The sequence below is a fragment of the Micromonospora sp. CPM1 genome (assembly GCF_023896895.1).
GTDB lineage: Bacteria > Actinomycetota > Actinomycetes > Mycobacteriales > Micromonosporaceae > Micromonospora > Micromonospora tulbaghiae.
The window spans coordinates 39,169-54,451 of the sequence record NZ_JAMHIU010000010.1; the positions used below are offsets into that span (position 1 = coordinate 39,169).

The 15,283-nt window shown below is 72.7% G+C and carries 11 protein-coding genes; 8 read left to right on the forward strand and 3 right to left on the reverse strand.

The window, feature by feature from the left end:
- Positions 1-31 precede the first annotated feature (31 nt).
- The 4 genes from M8C11_RS14140 to topA all read left to right on the forward strand — a co-directional run bounded on the left by M8C11_RS14140 (position 32) and on the right by topA (position 6,708).
- Complete coding sequence (locus M8C11_RS14140; protein ID WP_135242921.1) at positions 32-2,380, forward strand: sodium-translocating pyrophosphatase; 2,349 nt, start codon at positions 32-34, stop codon at positions 2,378-2,380.
- A gap of 101 nt (positions 2,381-2,481) precedes the next feature.
- Positions 2,482-3,024: a hypothetical protein gene (locus tag M8C11_RS14145; RefSeq protein ID WP_208577578.1), complete on the forward strand. Its 543-nt coding sequence runs from the start codon at positions 2,482-2,484 to the stop codon at positions 3,022-3,024.
- Positions 3,015-3,623, forward strand: a complete 609-nt coding sequence (locus M8C11_RS14150; protein WP_252449858.1) for a hypothetical protein — start codon at positions 3,015-3,017, stop codon at positions 3,621-3,623. The genes M8C11_RS14145 and M8C11_RS14150 overlap by 10 nt, the downstream gene beginning before the upstream one ends.
- 268 nt (positions 3,624-3,891) lie before the next feature.
- Positions 3,892-6,708, forward strand: coding sequence for a type I DNA topoisomerase (gene topA, locus M8C11_RS14155; RefSeq protein WP_252449859.1), 2,817 nt, complete (start codon positions 3,892-3,894; stop codon positions 6,706-6,708).
- A gap of 46 nt (positions 6,709-6,754) precedes the next feature.
- Here the strand turns inward: topA and M8C11_RS14160 are convergent, their stop codons facing one another.
- Positions 6,755-7,675 carry a DUF559 domain-containing protein gene (locus tag M8C11_RS14160; protein WP_252449860.1) on the reverse strand — a complete coding sequence of 307 codons (921 nt, stop codon included), beginning with the start codon at positions 7,673-7,675 and terminating at the stop codon, positions 6,755-6,757.
- A gap of 110 nt (positions 7,676-7,785) precedes the next feature.
- Entirely contained in the window at positions 7,786-9,102 is a 1,317-nt protein-coding gene (locus M8C11_RS14165; RefSeq protein WP_252449861.1) for a D-arabinono-1,4-lactone oxidase, read from the reverse strand.
- 219 nt (positions 9,103-9,321) lie between these two features.
- On the opposite strand from M8C11_RS14165, the gene M8C11_RS14170 reads away from it, so the two are divergent.
- Entirely contained in the window at positions 9,322-9,897 is a 576-nt protein-coding gene (locus tag M8C11_RS14170) for a TetR family transcriptional regulator (protein WP_120572039.1), read from the forward strand.
- 79 nt (positions 9,898-9,976) lie between these two features.
- On the opposite strand, the gene M8C11_RS14175 is transcribed toward M8C11_RS14170, so the two are convergent.
- Positions 9,977-11,185 carry an amino acid deaminase/aldolase gene (locus M8C11_RS14175; protein ID WP_252449863.1) on the reverse strand — a complete coding sequence of 403 codons (1,209 nt, stop codon included), beginning with the start codon at positions 11,183-11,185 and terminating at the stop codon, positions 9,977-9,979.
- A 217-nt stretch (positions 11,186-11,402) separates the two neighbouring features.
- On the opposite strand from M8C11_RS14175, the gene tmk reads away from it, so the two are divergent.
- The 3 genes from tmk (at position 11,403) to M8C11_RS14190 (ending at position 15,282) form a co-directional block, all read left to right on the forward strand.
- Entirely contained in the window at positions 11,403-13,559 is a 2,157-nt protein-coding gene (tmk, locus tag M8C11_RS14180; protein WP_308212742.1) for a dTMP kinase, read from the forward strand.
- On the forward strand, positions 13,556-14,824 hold the full coding sequence (locus tag M8C11_RS14185; RefSeq protein WP_252449864.1) for a DNA polymerase III subunit delta': 1,269 nt from the start codon (positions 13,556-13,558) through the stop codon (positions 14,822-14,824). Before tmk ends, M8C11_RS14185 begins: the two co-directional genes overlap by 4 nt.
- Before the next feature lie 128 nt (positions 14,825-14,952).
- Positions 14,953-15,282 (forward strand): YbaB/EbfC family nucleoid-associated protein, encoded by a 330-nt coding sequence (locus M8C11_RS14190; protein ID WP_013473591.1) that lies wholly within the window; start codon positions 14,953-14,955, stop codon positions 15,280-15,282.
- Position 15,283: the final 1 nt, after the last annotated feature.

Here is a 15,283-nt window from a genome sequence, read left to right on the forward strand (position 1 = left end):
GGCGCGAGTTGTTCGGTACAGGAGGACATAGATGTCCGGGACCTTGGCCGCCGACGGCGGCGCACTGTCCCTTACCGGAGCCAACGTGACGTACGTCGTCATCGCCGCGGTCATCGCGCTGGTGGCGCTCGTCTTCGCGGCCGCCCTCACCAGGGCGGTCCTGGCGGCCGGTAAGGGAACCACAAACATGCAGGAGATCTCCGGCGCGGTGCAGGAGGGCGCGTCGGCGTACCTGCTGCGGCAGTTCCGCACGCTGGCGATCTTCGTGGTGATCGCCGTCGTGCTGCTGTTCCTGCTGCCGGTGCACGACACCGACGGCAACGAAACCCTGGTGAAGCTCGGCCGCTCGGCGTTCTTCGTGGTGGGTGCGCTGTTCAGCGCGTTCATCGGCGGCGCCGGCATGTGGCTGGCGACCCGCGCCAACCTGCGGGTGGCGGCTGCCGCGCGGGAGCGAGAAGGCGGGCGGGAGGCCGCCATGAAGATCGCCTTCCGCACCGGCGGTGTGGTCGGCTTCCTCACCGTCGGCCTCGGCCTGTTCGGCGCGGCGCTGGTCGTGCTGATCTTCCGGGGTGACGCCCCGACCGTGCTGGAGGGCTTCGGCTTCGGCGCCGCGCTGCTCGCCATGTTCATGCGGGTCGGCGGCGGCATCTTCACCAAGGCCGCCGACGTCGGCGCCGACCTGGTCGGCAAGGTCGAGCAGGGCATCCCGGAGGACGACCCGCGCAACGCCGCCACCATCGCCGACAACGTGGGCGACAACGTCGGCGACTGCGCCGGCATGGCCGCCGACCTGTTCGAGTCGTACGCGGTCACGCTCGTCGCGGCGCTGATCCTGGGCCGGGCCGCGTTCGGCGAGACCGGCCTGGTCTTCCCGCTGATCATCTCCACCATCGGCGTGCTGGTCGCGATCGTCGGCGTCTTCATCACCCGGCTGCGCGTCAGCGACCGCAACGGCCTGACCGCGATCAACCGGGCCTTCTATTTGTCCGCGCTGCTCGCCGCGGTGCTCGTCGCGATCGCCGCGTTCGCGTACCTGCCGGCCACGTTCGCCGAGCTGGAGGGCGGGCTGACCGACGTCGACCGCAACCCGCGGCTGGTGGCCATCGGCGCGGTGGTGATCGGCATCGTGCTGGCCGCCGCGATCCAGGCGCTGACCGGCTACTTCACCGAGACCAACCGGCGCCCGGTGCAGGACATCGGCAAGAGCTCGCAGACCGGCGCGGCCACCGTCATCCTCGCCGGCATCAGCGTCGGCCTGGAGTCGGCCGTCTACTCGGCGCTGCTGATCGGCGCCGGTGTCTTCGGCGCGTTCCTGCTCGGCGGCAGCTCGATCACGCTGTCGCTGTTCGCCGTCGCGCTGGCCGGCACCGGCCTGCTCACCACAGTCGGCGTCATCGTCGCGATGGACACGTTCGGCCCGATCTCCGACAACGCGCAGGGCGTGGCCGAGATGTCCGGCGACATCGACGAGCACGGCGCGCGGACGCTCACCGAGCTGGACGCCGTCGGCAACACCACCAAGGCGATCACCAAGGGCATCGCGATCGCCACCGCGGTGCTGGCCGCGACGGCGCTGTTCGGCTCGTACACCGACACGCTGCGCTCCGCCTACGAGGACGCGGGCGTGAACGACGTGGGCAGCGAGATCCTCAACTCGCTCAACGTGTCCAACCCGCGCAACCTGGTCGGCCTGATCATCGGCGCCGCTGTGGTGTTCCTCTTCTCCGGCCTGGCCATCAACGCGGTCTCCCGCTCGGCCGGCGCCGTGGTGATGGAGGTACGCCGACAGTTCCGCGAGATGCCGGGCATCATGGACCGCACCCAGCGGCCCGAGTACGGCAAGGTCGTGGACATCTGCACCCGGGACGCGCAGCGCGAGCTGATGACCCCCGGTCTGCTGGCCATCCTGGCCCCGATCGCTGTCGGCTTCGGCCTCGGCCCGGGCGCGCTGGCCGCGTACCTGGCCGGCGCGATCGGCGCGGGCACGCTGATGGCGGTGTTCCTGGCCAACTCCGGTGGCGCCTGGGACAACGCCAAGAAGCTGGTGGAGGACGGCGCGTACGGCGGCAAGGGCTCCGACGCGCACGCCGCCACAGTCATCGGCGACACCGTCGGCGACCCGTTCAAGGACACCGCCGGTCCGGCGATCAACCCGCTGCTCAAGGTGATGAACTTGGTCTCGCTGCTGATCGCCCCGGCCGTGGTGGCCTGGAGCGTGGGCGACGACAAGAACCCGGCGCTGCGCATCACGATCGCCGTGGTGGCCGCGTTGATCATCGCGGCGGCCGTGGTGTTCAGCAAGCGCAAGGGTGTGGCGATGACCGACGAGGACAGCGATGCCGGCACCCCGGACCAGCGTCCGGAGACGGTGAACGCCTGATCGCACGCGACGGTTCCCGGCCGGCCCCGGCCGGCCGGGAACCCCGTGCCCGGCAAACCTGACCGGTGGCGGTTCGGCCCGGAGGTCGTACGCTGCTTCGCATGCGTACGCGCCGGGCGGCAACCGCCGGAAAGCTCACGGTGGTCCTGGCCACGCTGGTCCTCGTCGTCACCGGGTGCGGCGGCGGCCCCAGCCCCCGGGTCTGGGCCGCGTCGGTGTGCCAGGCGCTGACCCCGTGGCGCGCGGAGATCTCGAAGCTGACCAGCAGCACCCAGCAGCAGATGACCGCGCAGACCACTCCGCCGCAGGCCAAGGAGAACCTGGTCCGGCTCTTCGCCGGCGCCGAGCAGGCCAGCGAGACGGCCCGGCGCAAGGTCGAGGAGGCGGGCGTGCCCGAGGTCGAGCGCGGCGAAGAGGTGTCCGCCGGGTTCCTGGGGTCGCTGAGCAAGATGCGCGACGCGTACGGCCGGGCCCGGGACACCGTCGACCGGCTCGACACCGCCCAGGCCGGTCCGTTCTACGACGGCGTGCGCGCCGCCGTGGACACGCTCAACAAGGAGTACGACGCGAGCGCGCTGGACACCAGCAAGCTCAACTCGACCGAGCTGAAAGAGGCCTTCGACGAGGTCCCGGAGTGTCGCTGACCCCTCCCACCCCGAAACCGGCCCGCCAGCCCTCGCTGTTCTCCACCGAGGCGGCCGATCCCTCGCTGGCGGATCTCGCCGGCCTGCTCGCCGGGCCGGGTGAGGTGGGGCGGATGGGTGGCACGGCCCGGATCTCCGTGGTGGTCGACGCCGCCTGGCGGGTGCACGTGCTGGTGGCGGAGCTGAGCGCCCGGGGCGTGCCGGCGAGCTGGGAGCCGACCGAGGACGGGCGGCACCGGGTGCGCACCGCGTACACGAGCATGCTGGCGCCGCTCGCGCGGGCCTGGCTGCGCGGCGCGGTGAAGCGGCCACCGGCCCGCTTCCACCTGGACGGGCGGCGGCTGCGGCTCTGGGCGGCGGCCGCAGGCACGGCCGAGCCGGCCGGATTCCGGCTGCGGCTCGGACCGGCCGACGAGCAGTCCTGGCCGGTGGTCCGCGCCGCGCTGGCGGCGGTGGGCCTGCCGGCCGCGTTCGTCGAGCCGGACGAGGGCGGGCCCGCGTTCCGGATCGGCGGACGGCGGATGTCGCGGCTCGCGGAGCTGGTGGGGGAACGGCCGGCGGCGGCGCCGGTGACGGACTGGCCGGGGCCGCGGAGCTGACCGCCGCTGTCCGAAGCCGGACACCCGGCGAGGGCTCCGCCGGGGGTACGCGATCGTCACAGTGACCCGCCTGTCGCCCTACCCACGGTGTACCGTGACGCCGTCCGGCAGGGTGCGGCCGGCGGTCGCCGGGAGGGCGGCCCGTTTGCCGCCCACGAAACCCGGAACGCGGACGGCGCGTTACGTTGGACATCCGGACCGCCTGTGGTCCGGGTGGCGCAACACGGCCCGAAGCGGGCATGGCGTAGGAGTGAGGTCGGGGAGAGACGTGCCGAGCAACGCTGGAACCACCCGTCTGGTCATCGTCGAGTCACCGGCGAAGGCCAAGACGATCTCGGGCTACCTCGGCCCGGGGTACGTCGTGGAGGCCAGCTTCGGCCACGTCCGGGACCTGCCCCGCAACGCCGCCGACGTCCCGGCGAAGTACAAGGGTGAGCCCTGGGCGCGCCTCGGCGTCGACGTCGACAACGGCTTCCACGCCCTCTACGTGGTGTCGCCCGACCGTAAGCAGCAGATCAGCAAGCTGGTGAAGCTGGCCAAGGAGGTCGACGAGATCTTCCTGGCGACGGACGAGGACCGCGAGGGCGAGGCCATCGCCTGGCACCTGGTGGAGACGCTCAAGCCCAAGGTGCCGGTCAAGCGGATGGTCTTCCACGAGATCACCAAGCCGGCCATCCAGGCCGCCGTGGCGAACCCCCGGGAGATCGACCGCGACCTGGTCGACGCCCAGGAGGCGCGACGCATCCTCGACCGCCTCTACGGCTACGAGGTCTCGCCGGTGCTGTGGAAGAAGGTCATGCCGAAGCTGTCGGCGGGCCGGGTGCAGTCGGTGGCGACGCGGATCGTGGTCGAGCGGGAGCGCCAGCGGATGGCGTTCCGCACCGCCGAGTACTGGGACATCCTGGCCACGCTCGCCGTGGCGAAGCCGGGCGAGGGCCCGCGAACGTTCAACGCCACGCTCGTCGCGCTCAACGGTGACCGGATCGCCACCGGCAAGGACTTCGAGCCGACCACCGGCCGGGTGCGGCCCGGCGCGGGCGTGGTGCATCTCGACGAGGGTGGCGCCCGAGGGCTGGCCGCCCGTCTGGCCGACCGGCCGTTCACCGTCACCCGGGTCGAGGAGAAGCCCTACCGCCGCCGCCCGTACGCGCCGTTCATCACCTCCACGCTCCAGCAGGAGGCGGCCCGCAAGATGCGGTTCTCGTCGCAGCAGACGATGCGCACCGCGCAGCGCCTGTACGAGAACGGCTACATCACCTACATGCGTACCGACTCGGTGAACCTGTCCGAGACGGCCATCGCGGCCGCCCGCCGGCAGATCGTCGAGCTGTACGGCGAGCGCAGCGTGCCGCCGGAGCCGCGCCGCTACACCGGCAAGGTGAAGAACGCGCAGGAGGCGCACGAGGCGATCCGCCCCGCGGGCGACAACTTCCGCACCCCGGGCGAGGTGGCCAAGGAGCTGTCCGCCGAGGAGTTCAAGCTCTACGAGCTGATCTGGCGGCGCACCATCGCCTCGCAGATGACCGACGCGGTCGGCTCCAGCGTGTCGGTGCGCATCCGCGCCGTCTCCTCCGCCCAGGAGGAGGCCGACTTCGGCGCGACCGGCAAGACCATCACCGACCCGGGCTTCCTGCGCGCGTACGTCGAGTCCAGCGACGACGAGAACGCCGAGGCCGAGGACGCCGAGCGGCGGCTGCCCACGCTGGTCAAGGACCAGCCGCTGACCGCCGACGAGCTGGCCGCGCAGGGCCACCACACCCAGCCGCCCTCCCGCTACACCGAGGCGTCGCTGGTCAAGGCGCTCGAAGAGCTGGGCATCGGCCGGCCCTCCACGTACGCGTCGATCATGCAGACGATCCAGGACCGCGGGTACGTGGTGAAGCGCGGCCAGGCGATGATCCCGTCGTTCCTGGCGTTCGCGGTGATCGGGCTGATGGAGCGGCACTACCCGCGCCTGATCGACTACGACTTCACCGCCAGCATGGAGAACGAGCTGGACGAGATCGCCGGTGGTGACCACGCCGCCGTCGACTTCCTCACCTCCTTCTACTTCGGCAGCACCAACGGCACCGGCGACCAGGCCATCGCGCACGCCGGTGGCCTGAAGAAGCTGGTCACCGAGAACCTCAGCGAGATCGACGCGCGCAGCGTCAACTCCATCCCGCTGTTCACCGACGACGAGGGCCGCGAGGTCGTCGTCCGGGTCGGCCGGTACGGGCCGTACCTGCAGCGCGAACTGCCGGGCGGCGAGCAGGCCACGCCCTCCGGTGAGGGCGAGGAGGGCGGCTCGCAGGGCGACCGGGCGCCGATCCCGGAGGGCCTGGCCCCCGACGAGCTGACCCCGGAGAAGGTGCACGAGCTGTTCCTCGGCGGCGGCGGCGAGCGCAAGCTCGGCGACGACCCGTCGACCGGCGAGCCGATCGTGCTCAAGTCCGGCCGGTTCGGCCCGTACGTGGCCAGCGGCGAGCGCAAGTCCTCGCTGCTGCGCTCGCAGACGCCGGACAGCCTCACCCTGGACGAGGCGCTCCGACTGCTCAGCCTGCCCCGGCTGATCGGGGTGGCCCCGGACGGCGCCGAGGTGGTCGCCAACAACGGCCGCTACGGCCCGTACGTCAAGCGCGGTGACGAGTTCCGCTCGCTGGACTCCGAAGACAAGATGTTCACCGTCACGCTGGACGAGGCGCTGGCGTTGCTGGCCGCCCCGAAGACGCGCCAGCGCCGGGCCGCCGCGCCGCCGCTGCGGGAGATGGGCAACGACCCGCTCACCGAGAAGCCGCTGGTGATCAAGGACGGGCGCTTCGGGCCGTACGTGACCGACGGCGAGTTCAACGCGTCGCTGCGGCGCGGGCAGACGCCGGAGGAGCTGACGCTGGAGCAGGCGTCGGAGATGCTGGCCGAGAAGCGCGCGAAGGGTCCGGCGCCGAAGAAGAAGGCCGCGAAGAAGGCCGCTCCGGCGAAGAAGACGACGGCGAAGAAGACGACGGCCGCGGCGAAGAAGACGACGGCCGCCAAGGCGACGGCGGCGAAGAAGACTCCCGCGAAGAAGGCCGCTCCCAAGAAGGCGACCTCAACGCCGAAGGAGTGATCTTGGTACGGAAACGCCCGTGGAGGGGCGAATCCGTACCAAGATCTCAGCCGGGCCAGCCTGCGTATCGCAGGGCGGCACGCAACTGGGTGATCACGCGGGTGGGGTCGTTGCGGACGGCCCAGGCGGGGAAGCGCAGGACCCGGTCACCGGTGGTCCAGACGTCGTTCTGCCGCTGCATGTCCGCCCAGGCGGTCTTCGGGTCGAGGTGCTGCCCACCGTCGATCTCGATGTGCACCCGCCACCGCTCGAACCAGACGTCCAGGTAGCGCCGCCGCCCGGTGGCGTCACGCCGGACGACCTGGAGGGACGGTTCGGGTAGCCCGGCCCGCCGGACGAGATCGAGGAAGTCGATTTCGGCGAGGGAGTGAGCGCCGCCGGCCGCGTCCGTGGCGGTCGCCAGGATCAGCCGGCGCCGACGTGCGCGAGGGAGCCGCTCCAGCACCCGATGCAGGTCGTCGCCGCAGACCAGGCGTTGCTGGAAGCCTGCCGCGATGACAGCCCGTGCCTCCTCGTCGGTCGTCGCCCACTGTGCCGCGTCGACGAGCGAGCGGGCCGGCATGGTCCGGCGGGGCTTGCCGACGTCCAGCACGTCCTCCGGCGGCAGTGCGGTGGTGCGATGGATCCGCACACCCGGTGGCAGGGTTCGCGTCTGATGCCGGGCCGGCAGCAGCAGATGCACCAGCCGGCTCTCGTAGCGCCGCAGGCCCCATGCCTGGGCCGCGGTGAGTCCACCCAGCGTCGCTGCCGGTCCCGCCGCGAGCACCGCCACCCAACGCCACTCCTTCGGACCCACCGGCCCGTTGTGGGTGACGTAGACGCGCCGGTGCGCCTGCCGCCAGCGCCCGCTGCCCAGCCGGTGCCGGATCGCCTTCTCGGACAGGAACCGTCGAGCCTGCGTCGCTTCGAGCACCCGTTCCTGATGGAACAGCAACCAGCTCAACTCGTCCGCGTCATCCCCCGGCATCTCCACACATGAATCCCACCGCTGTCCCGTCGTCCCTGCTGCCCCTGTGGACAGCCGCCGAGATCTTGGTACGGGAACGCCCTTCAAGGGGCGCCCCCGTACCAAGATCTTCAGGCGCCCAGGACCTGGCTCAAGTAGGGGTTCTGGAAGATGCGGGACGGGTCCAGGCGGGAGCGGACGGACTGGAAGTCCGCGAATCTCGGGTAGGCGGTGGCCAGTGACTCCGCGTCGCGCCAGTGCAGCTTGCCCCAGTGCGGGCGGCCGCCCAACTCCGTCGCCACCTGCTCGAACGCGCGGAAGTACGGCTCGTACGGCATGCCCACGTACTGGTGCACGGCGATGTACGCGGAGTCGCGCCCGTACGAGTGGGACAGCCAGATGTCGTCGGCGGCGGTGAACCGCACCTCGACCGGGAACAGCACCTTGAACGGCAGCCGGTCCACGATCCGGCGCAGCTCGGCCAGCGCGGTGGGCAGCGCCTCGCGCGGCAGCCCGTACTCCATCTCCACGAAGCGGACCCGGCGCGGCGTGCAGAACACGCGGTCGGAGCGGCCGGTGTAGGTGCGTTCGGTGAGCGCGCGGGCGGAGACGGCGCTGATCCGGGGTGCGAGGGCGGGTACGGCGCGGCCGAGGCGGCAGGCGCCGGCGAAGACGGTGTTGGAGAGGAACTCGTCGTCCAGCCAGCCGCGCCAGCCGGGCAGTGGCTGGTCGTCGGCGGGTACCCGGTCGTTGGTCTTGACCTGCACCCGGTCGGTGTACGGGAACCAGTAGAACTCGGCGTGGTCGTGCGCCTCGTACAGGCCGGGCAGGTCGTCGAGCACTTCGGCGAGCGGGGCCGGGCGTTCGTGCGCGCGCAGTACGAAGGCGTCCACGCAGCGCAGCGTGACCTCGACCAGCACGCCCACCGCGCCGAGCCCGACCCGGGCGGCGTCGAAGACGTCGCGGTTCTCCTCGGCCGAGCAGCGCAGCACCTCGCCGGTGCCGGTGACCAGCGTCAGCCCGGCCACGAAGGTGGACAGGCAGCCCAGCTTCGCCCCGGTGCCGTGGGTGCCGGTGGAGAGCGCACCGGCGATGGTCTGGGCGTCGATGTCGCCGAGGTTCGGCATCGCGAGGCCGTGCCCGGCGAGCAGATCGTTGAGCGTGTGCAACGTCATCCCGGCCGGTACGGTGACCAGGCGGCGCGCCACGTCGACTGTGACGTCGGTCTCCAGCTCGGCGAGGTCGATCCGGTGCCCGTCGGCGACGGCGGTGGCGGTGAACGAGTGGCCGCTGCCGGTGGCCCGGACGGTCCGGCCCGCCGCGGCGGCCTGGCGGACCGCCTCGACGACGTCGGAGACGCTACGCGGGCGCACGGTGAGGAGCGCGGTGCTGTGCTGGTTGCCGGCCCAGTTGGACCAGGTGGCGGTGGTACCGGTCATCGCGGCCACTCCTCGACATGAATATGAACTGAATTCATATCAGGAACGTTGTGCCTGGTAAATACCGCAATCGAGCCCGGCTCGTTGTACCGGTAGTCACAGACTCGTGACGTGCAGATATGTTCATCCGTCGAAGGGGGGTGGCGCCGAGTGTCCACACCAGCCGCCACGACCGGGCCGCTGCGTCGAGTACCGGTGCAGGGCCGAAGTGTCGCGCGGGTCCAGCGGATGCTGGACGCCTGCGCCGAGCTCGTCGACGAGGTGGGGTACGAAGGGCTGACCACGACCCTGCTCGCCGAGCGTGCCGAGGTGGCGATCGGGTCGGTCTACCAGTTCTTTCCGGACAAGCGGGCGATCGTGCAGGCACTGACCCTGCGCACCATGGAGTCCTACCTCCAGCGGCTCGACGAGCGGTTCTCCTCGGACGACCTGACCCACTGGTGGGACGGGGTCGACGCGGCGATCGACGAGTACATCTCGATGCACCGCACCGTTCCCGGCTTCCGTACCCTGCACTTCGGCGACGTGGTCGACCTGCACCTGCTGGACGACCAGCGGGACAACAACGGGGTCATCGCGGAGCAGCTCGCCCGCGTACTCACCGAGCGTTTCGGCCTCGCCGGGGTGCCCGACCTGCGGTTCCACCTGGAGGTCGCGGTGGAGGCCGCGGACGCCCTGATCAAGCTGGCCTTCCGCCGCCGCACCGACGGCGACGAGCGGGTGCTGGTCGAGGCGAAGGCGCTCATCCGGGAGTACCTGCACCGGCAGGTGAACGCCCCCACGGAGGCGGTCTCCCAGGGCTGAGCGGCACGTTGAACGGCGGGTTCTGAGAGTGCGTCGGAACCCGCCGTCGTCACGTGATGGGGCAGAGCCGCGAGGCGGCTCAGAGGAACGCGTGCCCCTCGCCCCGGTAGGTCGGCACGGTGGCGACCACCGCGTCCCCCTCGACCAGGTGCACCTCGTTGACGTGCTCGCACAGCTCGCCCGCCTTGGCGTGGCGGAACCACACCCGGTCGCCGACGCGCAGGGCGTCCGCGGCCTTCCCGGCCAGCGGGGTCTGCACCTCGCCGGCGCCCTCCGCGCCGAGCAGCTTCAGCCCGTCCGGCAGCCAGGGCCGGGGCAGCCGGCTGGTCGCCGCCTGACCGGAGGCGATCCAGCCGCCGCCGAGCACCGTCGCCAGCCCGGGCGCCGGGCGGCGGACCACCGCGCAGGCGAAGAACGCCGCCGGGGTGGGCCGCCAGGCACGGTACGCGTCGAACAGCGTCGGCCCGTACAGGCCGGAGCCCGCGGTGACCTCGGTGACCGCGGGGTCCGCGCTGGTGGCGGCCACGCTGCCGGTGCCGCCGCCGTTGACGAACTCCAGGTCGGCGTGCTCCCGGACCGCGGTGACCGCGGCGGAGCGGCGGGCCAGCAGTTCGCGGTACGACCCGCGCTGCGCGACCCGGATCGCCGAGCCGAGCACCGCCTGTCCGGGCGGCGCGTCGCCCAGGCCGGCGATCTGTGCCTCGTACGACATCAGGCCGACCAGCCGGAAGCCCGGCCGGCCGGCGACGGCGGCGGCGAGCGCGCCGGCCGCCGTGGCGCTGTGCACCGGGGAGCGGCGCACGCCGACGTGCACCCGGCCCCCGAGCGGGCGCCAGGAGGCGTCCAGGTCGAGGCAGATCCGCAGCGCGGGGCGGCGCGCGGGCGGGCACACCGCGTCGATCAGGTCGAGCTGCCCGGTGTCGTCGATCATCAGCGTCACCGCGTCGGCGAGCGCCGGGTCGGCGGCCAGGTCGGCGAGGCCGCCCCGGTGGGCCGTGGGGTACGCCACGAGCACGTCGTCGCTGACCCCGGAGCGGACCAGCCACAGCGCCTCGGGGAGCGTGAAGGCCATCACGCCGTGCCACCCGGGCCGCTTGAGTGCCCGCGTCAGCAGCTCGCGGACGCGTACCGACTTGCTCGCCACGCGCAGCGGCTTGCCGCCGGACCGGCCGGCGAGCGCCTCGGCGTTGGTGTCGAACGCGGTGAGGTCGACGACGGCGTACGGCGGGTCGAGGTGAGCGGTCGCCCGGTCGAGACGATCGCGAAGTTTGTCACGGTCGATGGCCACGTCTGCACGCTAACTGTCTGGACGGCAATGCGAAATACCCTCGCGTCTGTCCGGGCTGCGGGCGGTGGTCCCGGCGGCCTAGGCTCGGCGAGCAGGTGAATGTCGCGGGGGACGACCCTTCCTGCGCGACTAGAGTGTTCCACCGGGGATGCCCAGACCTGGGCCGGCACGTGGAGGTACGGCCATCGAAAGCCAGAACAACGGCGAGTCGCCCGGCGTGTCGTCGCCCGGGACAGCCGCCGACCACTCCGGTGCCGCCGCCATCCGGTCGGTGCTGCGCATCCGGCCGTTCCGCCGGCTGTGGATCGTGCTCAGTGCCGCCTCCTTCGGTGACTGGCTCGGCCTGCTCGCCACCGCGCTGTTCGCCGCCTCCCAGGTCTCCGGCAGCACCGCCCAGGGCGCGGCGTTCGGTGGTGTGACGGCGATCCGGCTGCTCCCGGCGCTGGTGCTCGGCCCGGTCGCGGGCGTGCTCGCCGACCGGTTCGACCGCCGGTGGACGATGGTCATCTGCGACCTGCTGCGCTTCGTGCTGTTCGCCTCGATCCCGCTGTACGCGCTCACCGGCGCCGCGGGCGGGCTGGTGGTCGGCTGGGCGCTGATCGCCACGTTCCTGATCGAGTCGATCACCCTGCTGTGGATCCCGGCCAAGGAGGCGGCGGTCCCCAACCTCATCCCGCGTACCCGGCTGGAGGCGGCGAACCAGCTCACGCTGATCACCACGTACGGCCTGACGCCGGTCGCGGCGGCCATCGCTCTGGCCGTGCTGGACCGCGGCGTACGCGGCGCGGTCGGCGGCGACCTGCCCGACTGGGCCGAGCCGGCCCAGCTCGCGCTCTGGTTCAACGCCTTCTCCCGGCTGGCCACCGCGCTCGTGGTGGCGTTCGGGATCAAGGAGATCAGCGAGGCCCAGCGCGGCGAGGCGGAGCGCACCGAGCAGAGCATGTTCCGGCAGTTCTCCGAGGGCTGGAAATACATCGGCCAGACCCCGCTGGTGCGTGGCCTGGTGCTGGGCATCTTCGGCGCGTTCGCCGGCGGCGGCATCGTGGTCGGCACGGCCAAGTTCTTCGCCAACTCGCTCGGCGCCGGTGACGCCGCGTTCTCGCTGCTCTTCGGCGCGATCTTCGTCGGCCTGGCGCTCGGCATCGGCCTCGGGCCGATGATCGTGCGGGACATGTCCCGCCGCCGCTGGTTCGGCATGAGCATCGTGCTCGCCAGCGCCTCGGTGCTGGTGCTCGCCTTCGCCATCCACCTGTCCATGGCCATCCTCGGCGCGATCCTGGTCGGCGCGGGCGCCGGCATGGCGTTCCTGGCCGGCACCACGCTGCTCGGCGGCGAGGTGGCCGACGAGGTGCGCGGCCGGGTGTTCGCGGTGGTGCAGATCGGCACCCGGCTGGTGCTGATCCTGGCCATCGCGCTCAGCAGCCTCCTGGTCGGCGTGGGCGGCTCCCGCCAGCTCACCATCGCCGACCTGGGCATCTCCATCTCCTCCACCCGGCTGCTGCTGCTCGCCGCCGGCGCGGCCGGCATCATCGCCGGGATCAGCGCGTTCGGCCAGATGGACGACAAGAAGGGCGTACCGGTCCTCGCGGACCTCTGGGGCTCGATCCGGGGTCGCCCGCTGATGCCGGCCGAGCCGTTCGTCTCCAGCGGCCTGTTCGTGGTCTTCGAGGGCGGCGAGGGCGCCGGCAAGTCCACCCAGCTCGCCGCGCTCGCCGAGCGGCTGCGCGCGCAGGGCCGCGACGTGGTGGTCACCCGCGAGCCGGGCGCCACGCCGGTCGGCGAGCGGATCCGCTCCCTGGTGCTCGGCACCGCCCCCGACGAGGCGCCGTCGCCGCGCGCCGAGGCGCTGCTCTACGCCGCCGACCGGGCGCACCACGTGGCCACGGTCGTCCGCCCGGCGCTGGCGCGCGGCGCGGTGGTGATCAGCGACCGGTACGTCGACTCGTCGCTCGCCTACCAGGGCGCCGGCCGGACGCTCCCGGTGGACGAGGTCTCCTGGCTCTCGTCCTGGGCGACCGGCGGCCTCAAGCCGGACCTGGTGGTGCTGCTCGACGTCGAGCCGCGTACCGGCCTGAGCCGGGTCGAGGACCGGAACGAGGGCACCGACCGGCTGGAGGCCGAGTCGCTGACGTTCCACGAGCGGGTCCGGTACGCCTTCCTCGACCTCGCCGCCGGTGACCCGAAGCGATACCTGGTGCTCGACGCGTCCCGCCCGATCGCGGAGACCGCCGACGCGGTCGCCCGCCGGGTGGGCGAACTGCTGGCCGACCCGGGCGGCATCGTGCACCCCCGTCCGGCGCAGGGCCCGGACACCTCGGTCCAGCCCGAGTTATCCGACGCGGAGCTGGTGACGATGGAGCAACCCCGGCGATGACCGACGTCTTCGGCGATCTGGTCGGGCAGGACGAGGCGGTGGCCATGCTGCGGCGGGCCGCCGCCTCGGCCGCCGCCCTGCTGCGCGCGCCGGTGACGGCCCCCGCGGGCGGACACGACGACCTCGACGCGCTCGCCGAGGAGTACGACGGCGACCCGGCTCCGGCACCGGCCGATCCGGGTGCCGGCATGACCCACGCCTGGATCTTCACCGGCCCGCCCGGATCGGGCCGCTCGGTGGCCGCCCGTGCGTTCGCCGCCGCCCTGGAGTGCGTGCACGGCACCGGGTGCGGCACCTGCCCCGGCTGCCACACCACGCTCACCGGCACTCACGCGGACGTACGCCTCGTGGTGCCCGAGGGCCTGTCCATCGGCGTCAACGAGATGCGCGCGCTGGTGCTGCGGGCGGCCAGCGCGCCCTCCAGCGGCCGGTGGCAGATCGTGATCATCGAGGACGCCGACCGGCTCACCGAGGCCGCCGGCAACGCGCTGCTCAAGGCGATCGAGGAACCGCCGCCGCGTACCGTCTTCCTGCTCTGCGCCCCGTCCACCCACCCGGACGACATCTCCGTGACCATCCGGTCGCGCTGCCGGGTCGTACCGCTGCGGCAGCCGCCGCCGGCCGCGGTGGCCGAGGTGCTGGTCCGCCGCGACGGCATCGCGCCCGACGTGGCCGAGTGGGCCGCCGCGGCGGCGCAGGGGCACGTGGGCCGGGCCCGGCGGCTGGCCCGCGACCCGGAGGCCCGGCAGCGGCGCGACGCGGTGCTGGCCGTGCCGCGCCGGCTGACCGGCGTGGGCGCGGCGTTCGACGCGGCCTCGGCGCTGATCGAGGCCGCCGAGGCGGAGGCCGCCGCCTCCGTCGTGGAGATCGACGAGGCGGAGCGTACGGCGTTGCAGACGGCGCTCGGCGCGGGCGGCACCGGCCGGGGCGCGGCCGGCGCCATGCGCGGCGCGGCGGGCCAGCTCAAGGACCTGGAGAAGCGGCAGAAGTCGCGGGCCACCCGCGCCCAGCGGGACGCGCTGGACCGGGCCCTGGTCGACCTGGCCGGGTTCTACCGGGACGCGCTCGCCATGGCGTGGCGGGCGCCGGTCGCCCCGGTGCACACCGACACCGCGTCGCTCGCCTCGGCGGGCGCGCAGAAGTGGGACGCCGAGGGCTCGCTGCGCCGCCTGGAGGCGGTGCTGGAGTGCCGCGCGGCGATCGAGGCGAACGTCAAGCCGCGGATCGCCGTGGAGGCGATGATGCTGGCCCTCTGGCGCGGCTGAACCGGGCCCTCCCGCACTGTCCACAGGGCATCGACACGCGCGATTGCCGTGCGGTACGGTCCGGTGATGCCGCGGTGACCGAGGCGGCACGCTCAGTGAAGGCCGGACCGGCCGGGAGGAGTCCGCCGATGCCGCGGGGCGAGATCGACGAGGCCTGGATCGAGGAGGCGGTGCGGCGCTACCGCCGGATCGAGAACCTGCAGGCCGAGTTCGACCAGGCGGTCGCGACGGTCGAGGTCACCGTCCGCTCACCCGACGGGCTCGTCGAGGTGGTCGTGACCGCCGGCGGGCGGATCACCGACGTGCGCTTCCTCGGCCCGCTGCACCACCGCAGTCCGCGCGACGTGGCCGGCTCGGTGCAGGCCGCGGTCACCGCCGCCGCCGACGCGGCGCAGTGGGCGCGGGAGAAGCTGCACAACGAGACGTTCGCGGCCTACCGGCCGCTGGCGGGGGCCTGAC

What these genes read in the sequence shown, in the direction of transcription:
- M8C11_RS14170 (WP_120572039.1), top strand. Translation starts at nt 9,322, where the DNA reads ATGCTGGACGCCTGCGCCGAGCTCGTCGACGAGGTGGGGTACGAAGGG.
- M8C11_RS14185 (WP_252449864.1), top strand. Translation starts at nt 13,556, where the DNA reads ATGACCGACGTCTTCGGCGATCTGGTCGGGCAGGACGAGGCGGTGGCC.
- M8C11_RS14145 (WP_208577578.1), top strand. Translation starts at nt 2,482, where the DNA reads ATGCGTACGCGCCGGGCGGCAACCGCCGGAAAGCTCACGGTGGTCCTG.
- M8C11_RS14140 (WP_135242921.1), top strand. Translation starts at nt 32, where the DNA reads ATGTCCGGGACCTTGGCCGCCGACGGCGGCGCACTGTCCCTTACCGGA.
- M8C11_RS14160 (WP_252449860.1), bottom strand. Translation starts at nt 7,675, where the DNA reads ATGCCGGGGGATGACGCGGACGAGTTGAGCTGGTTGCTGTTCCATCAG.
- M8C11_RS14190 (WP_013473591.1), top strand. Translation starts at nt 14,953, where the DNA reads ATGCCGCGGGGCGAGATCGACGAGGCCTGGATCGAGGAGGCGGTGCGG.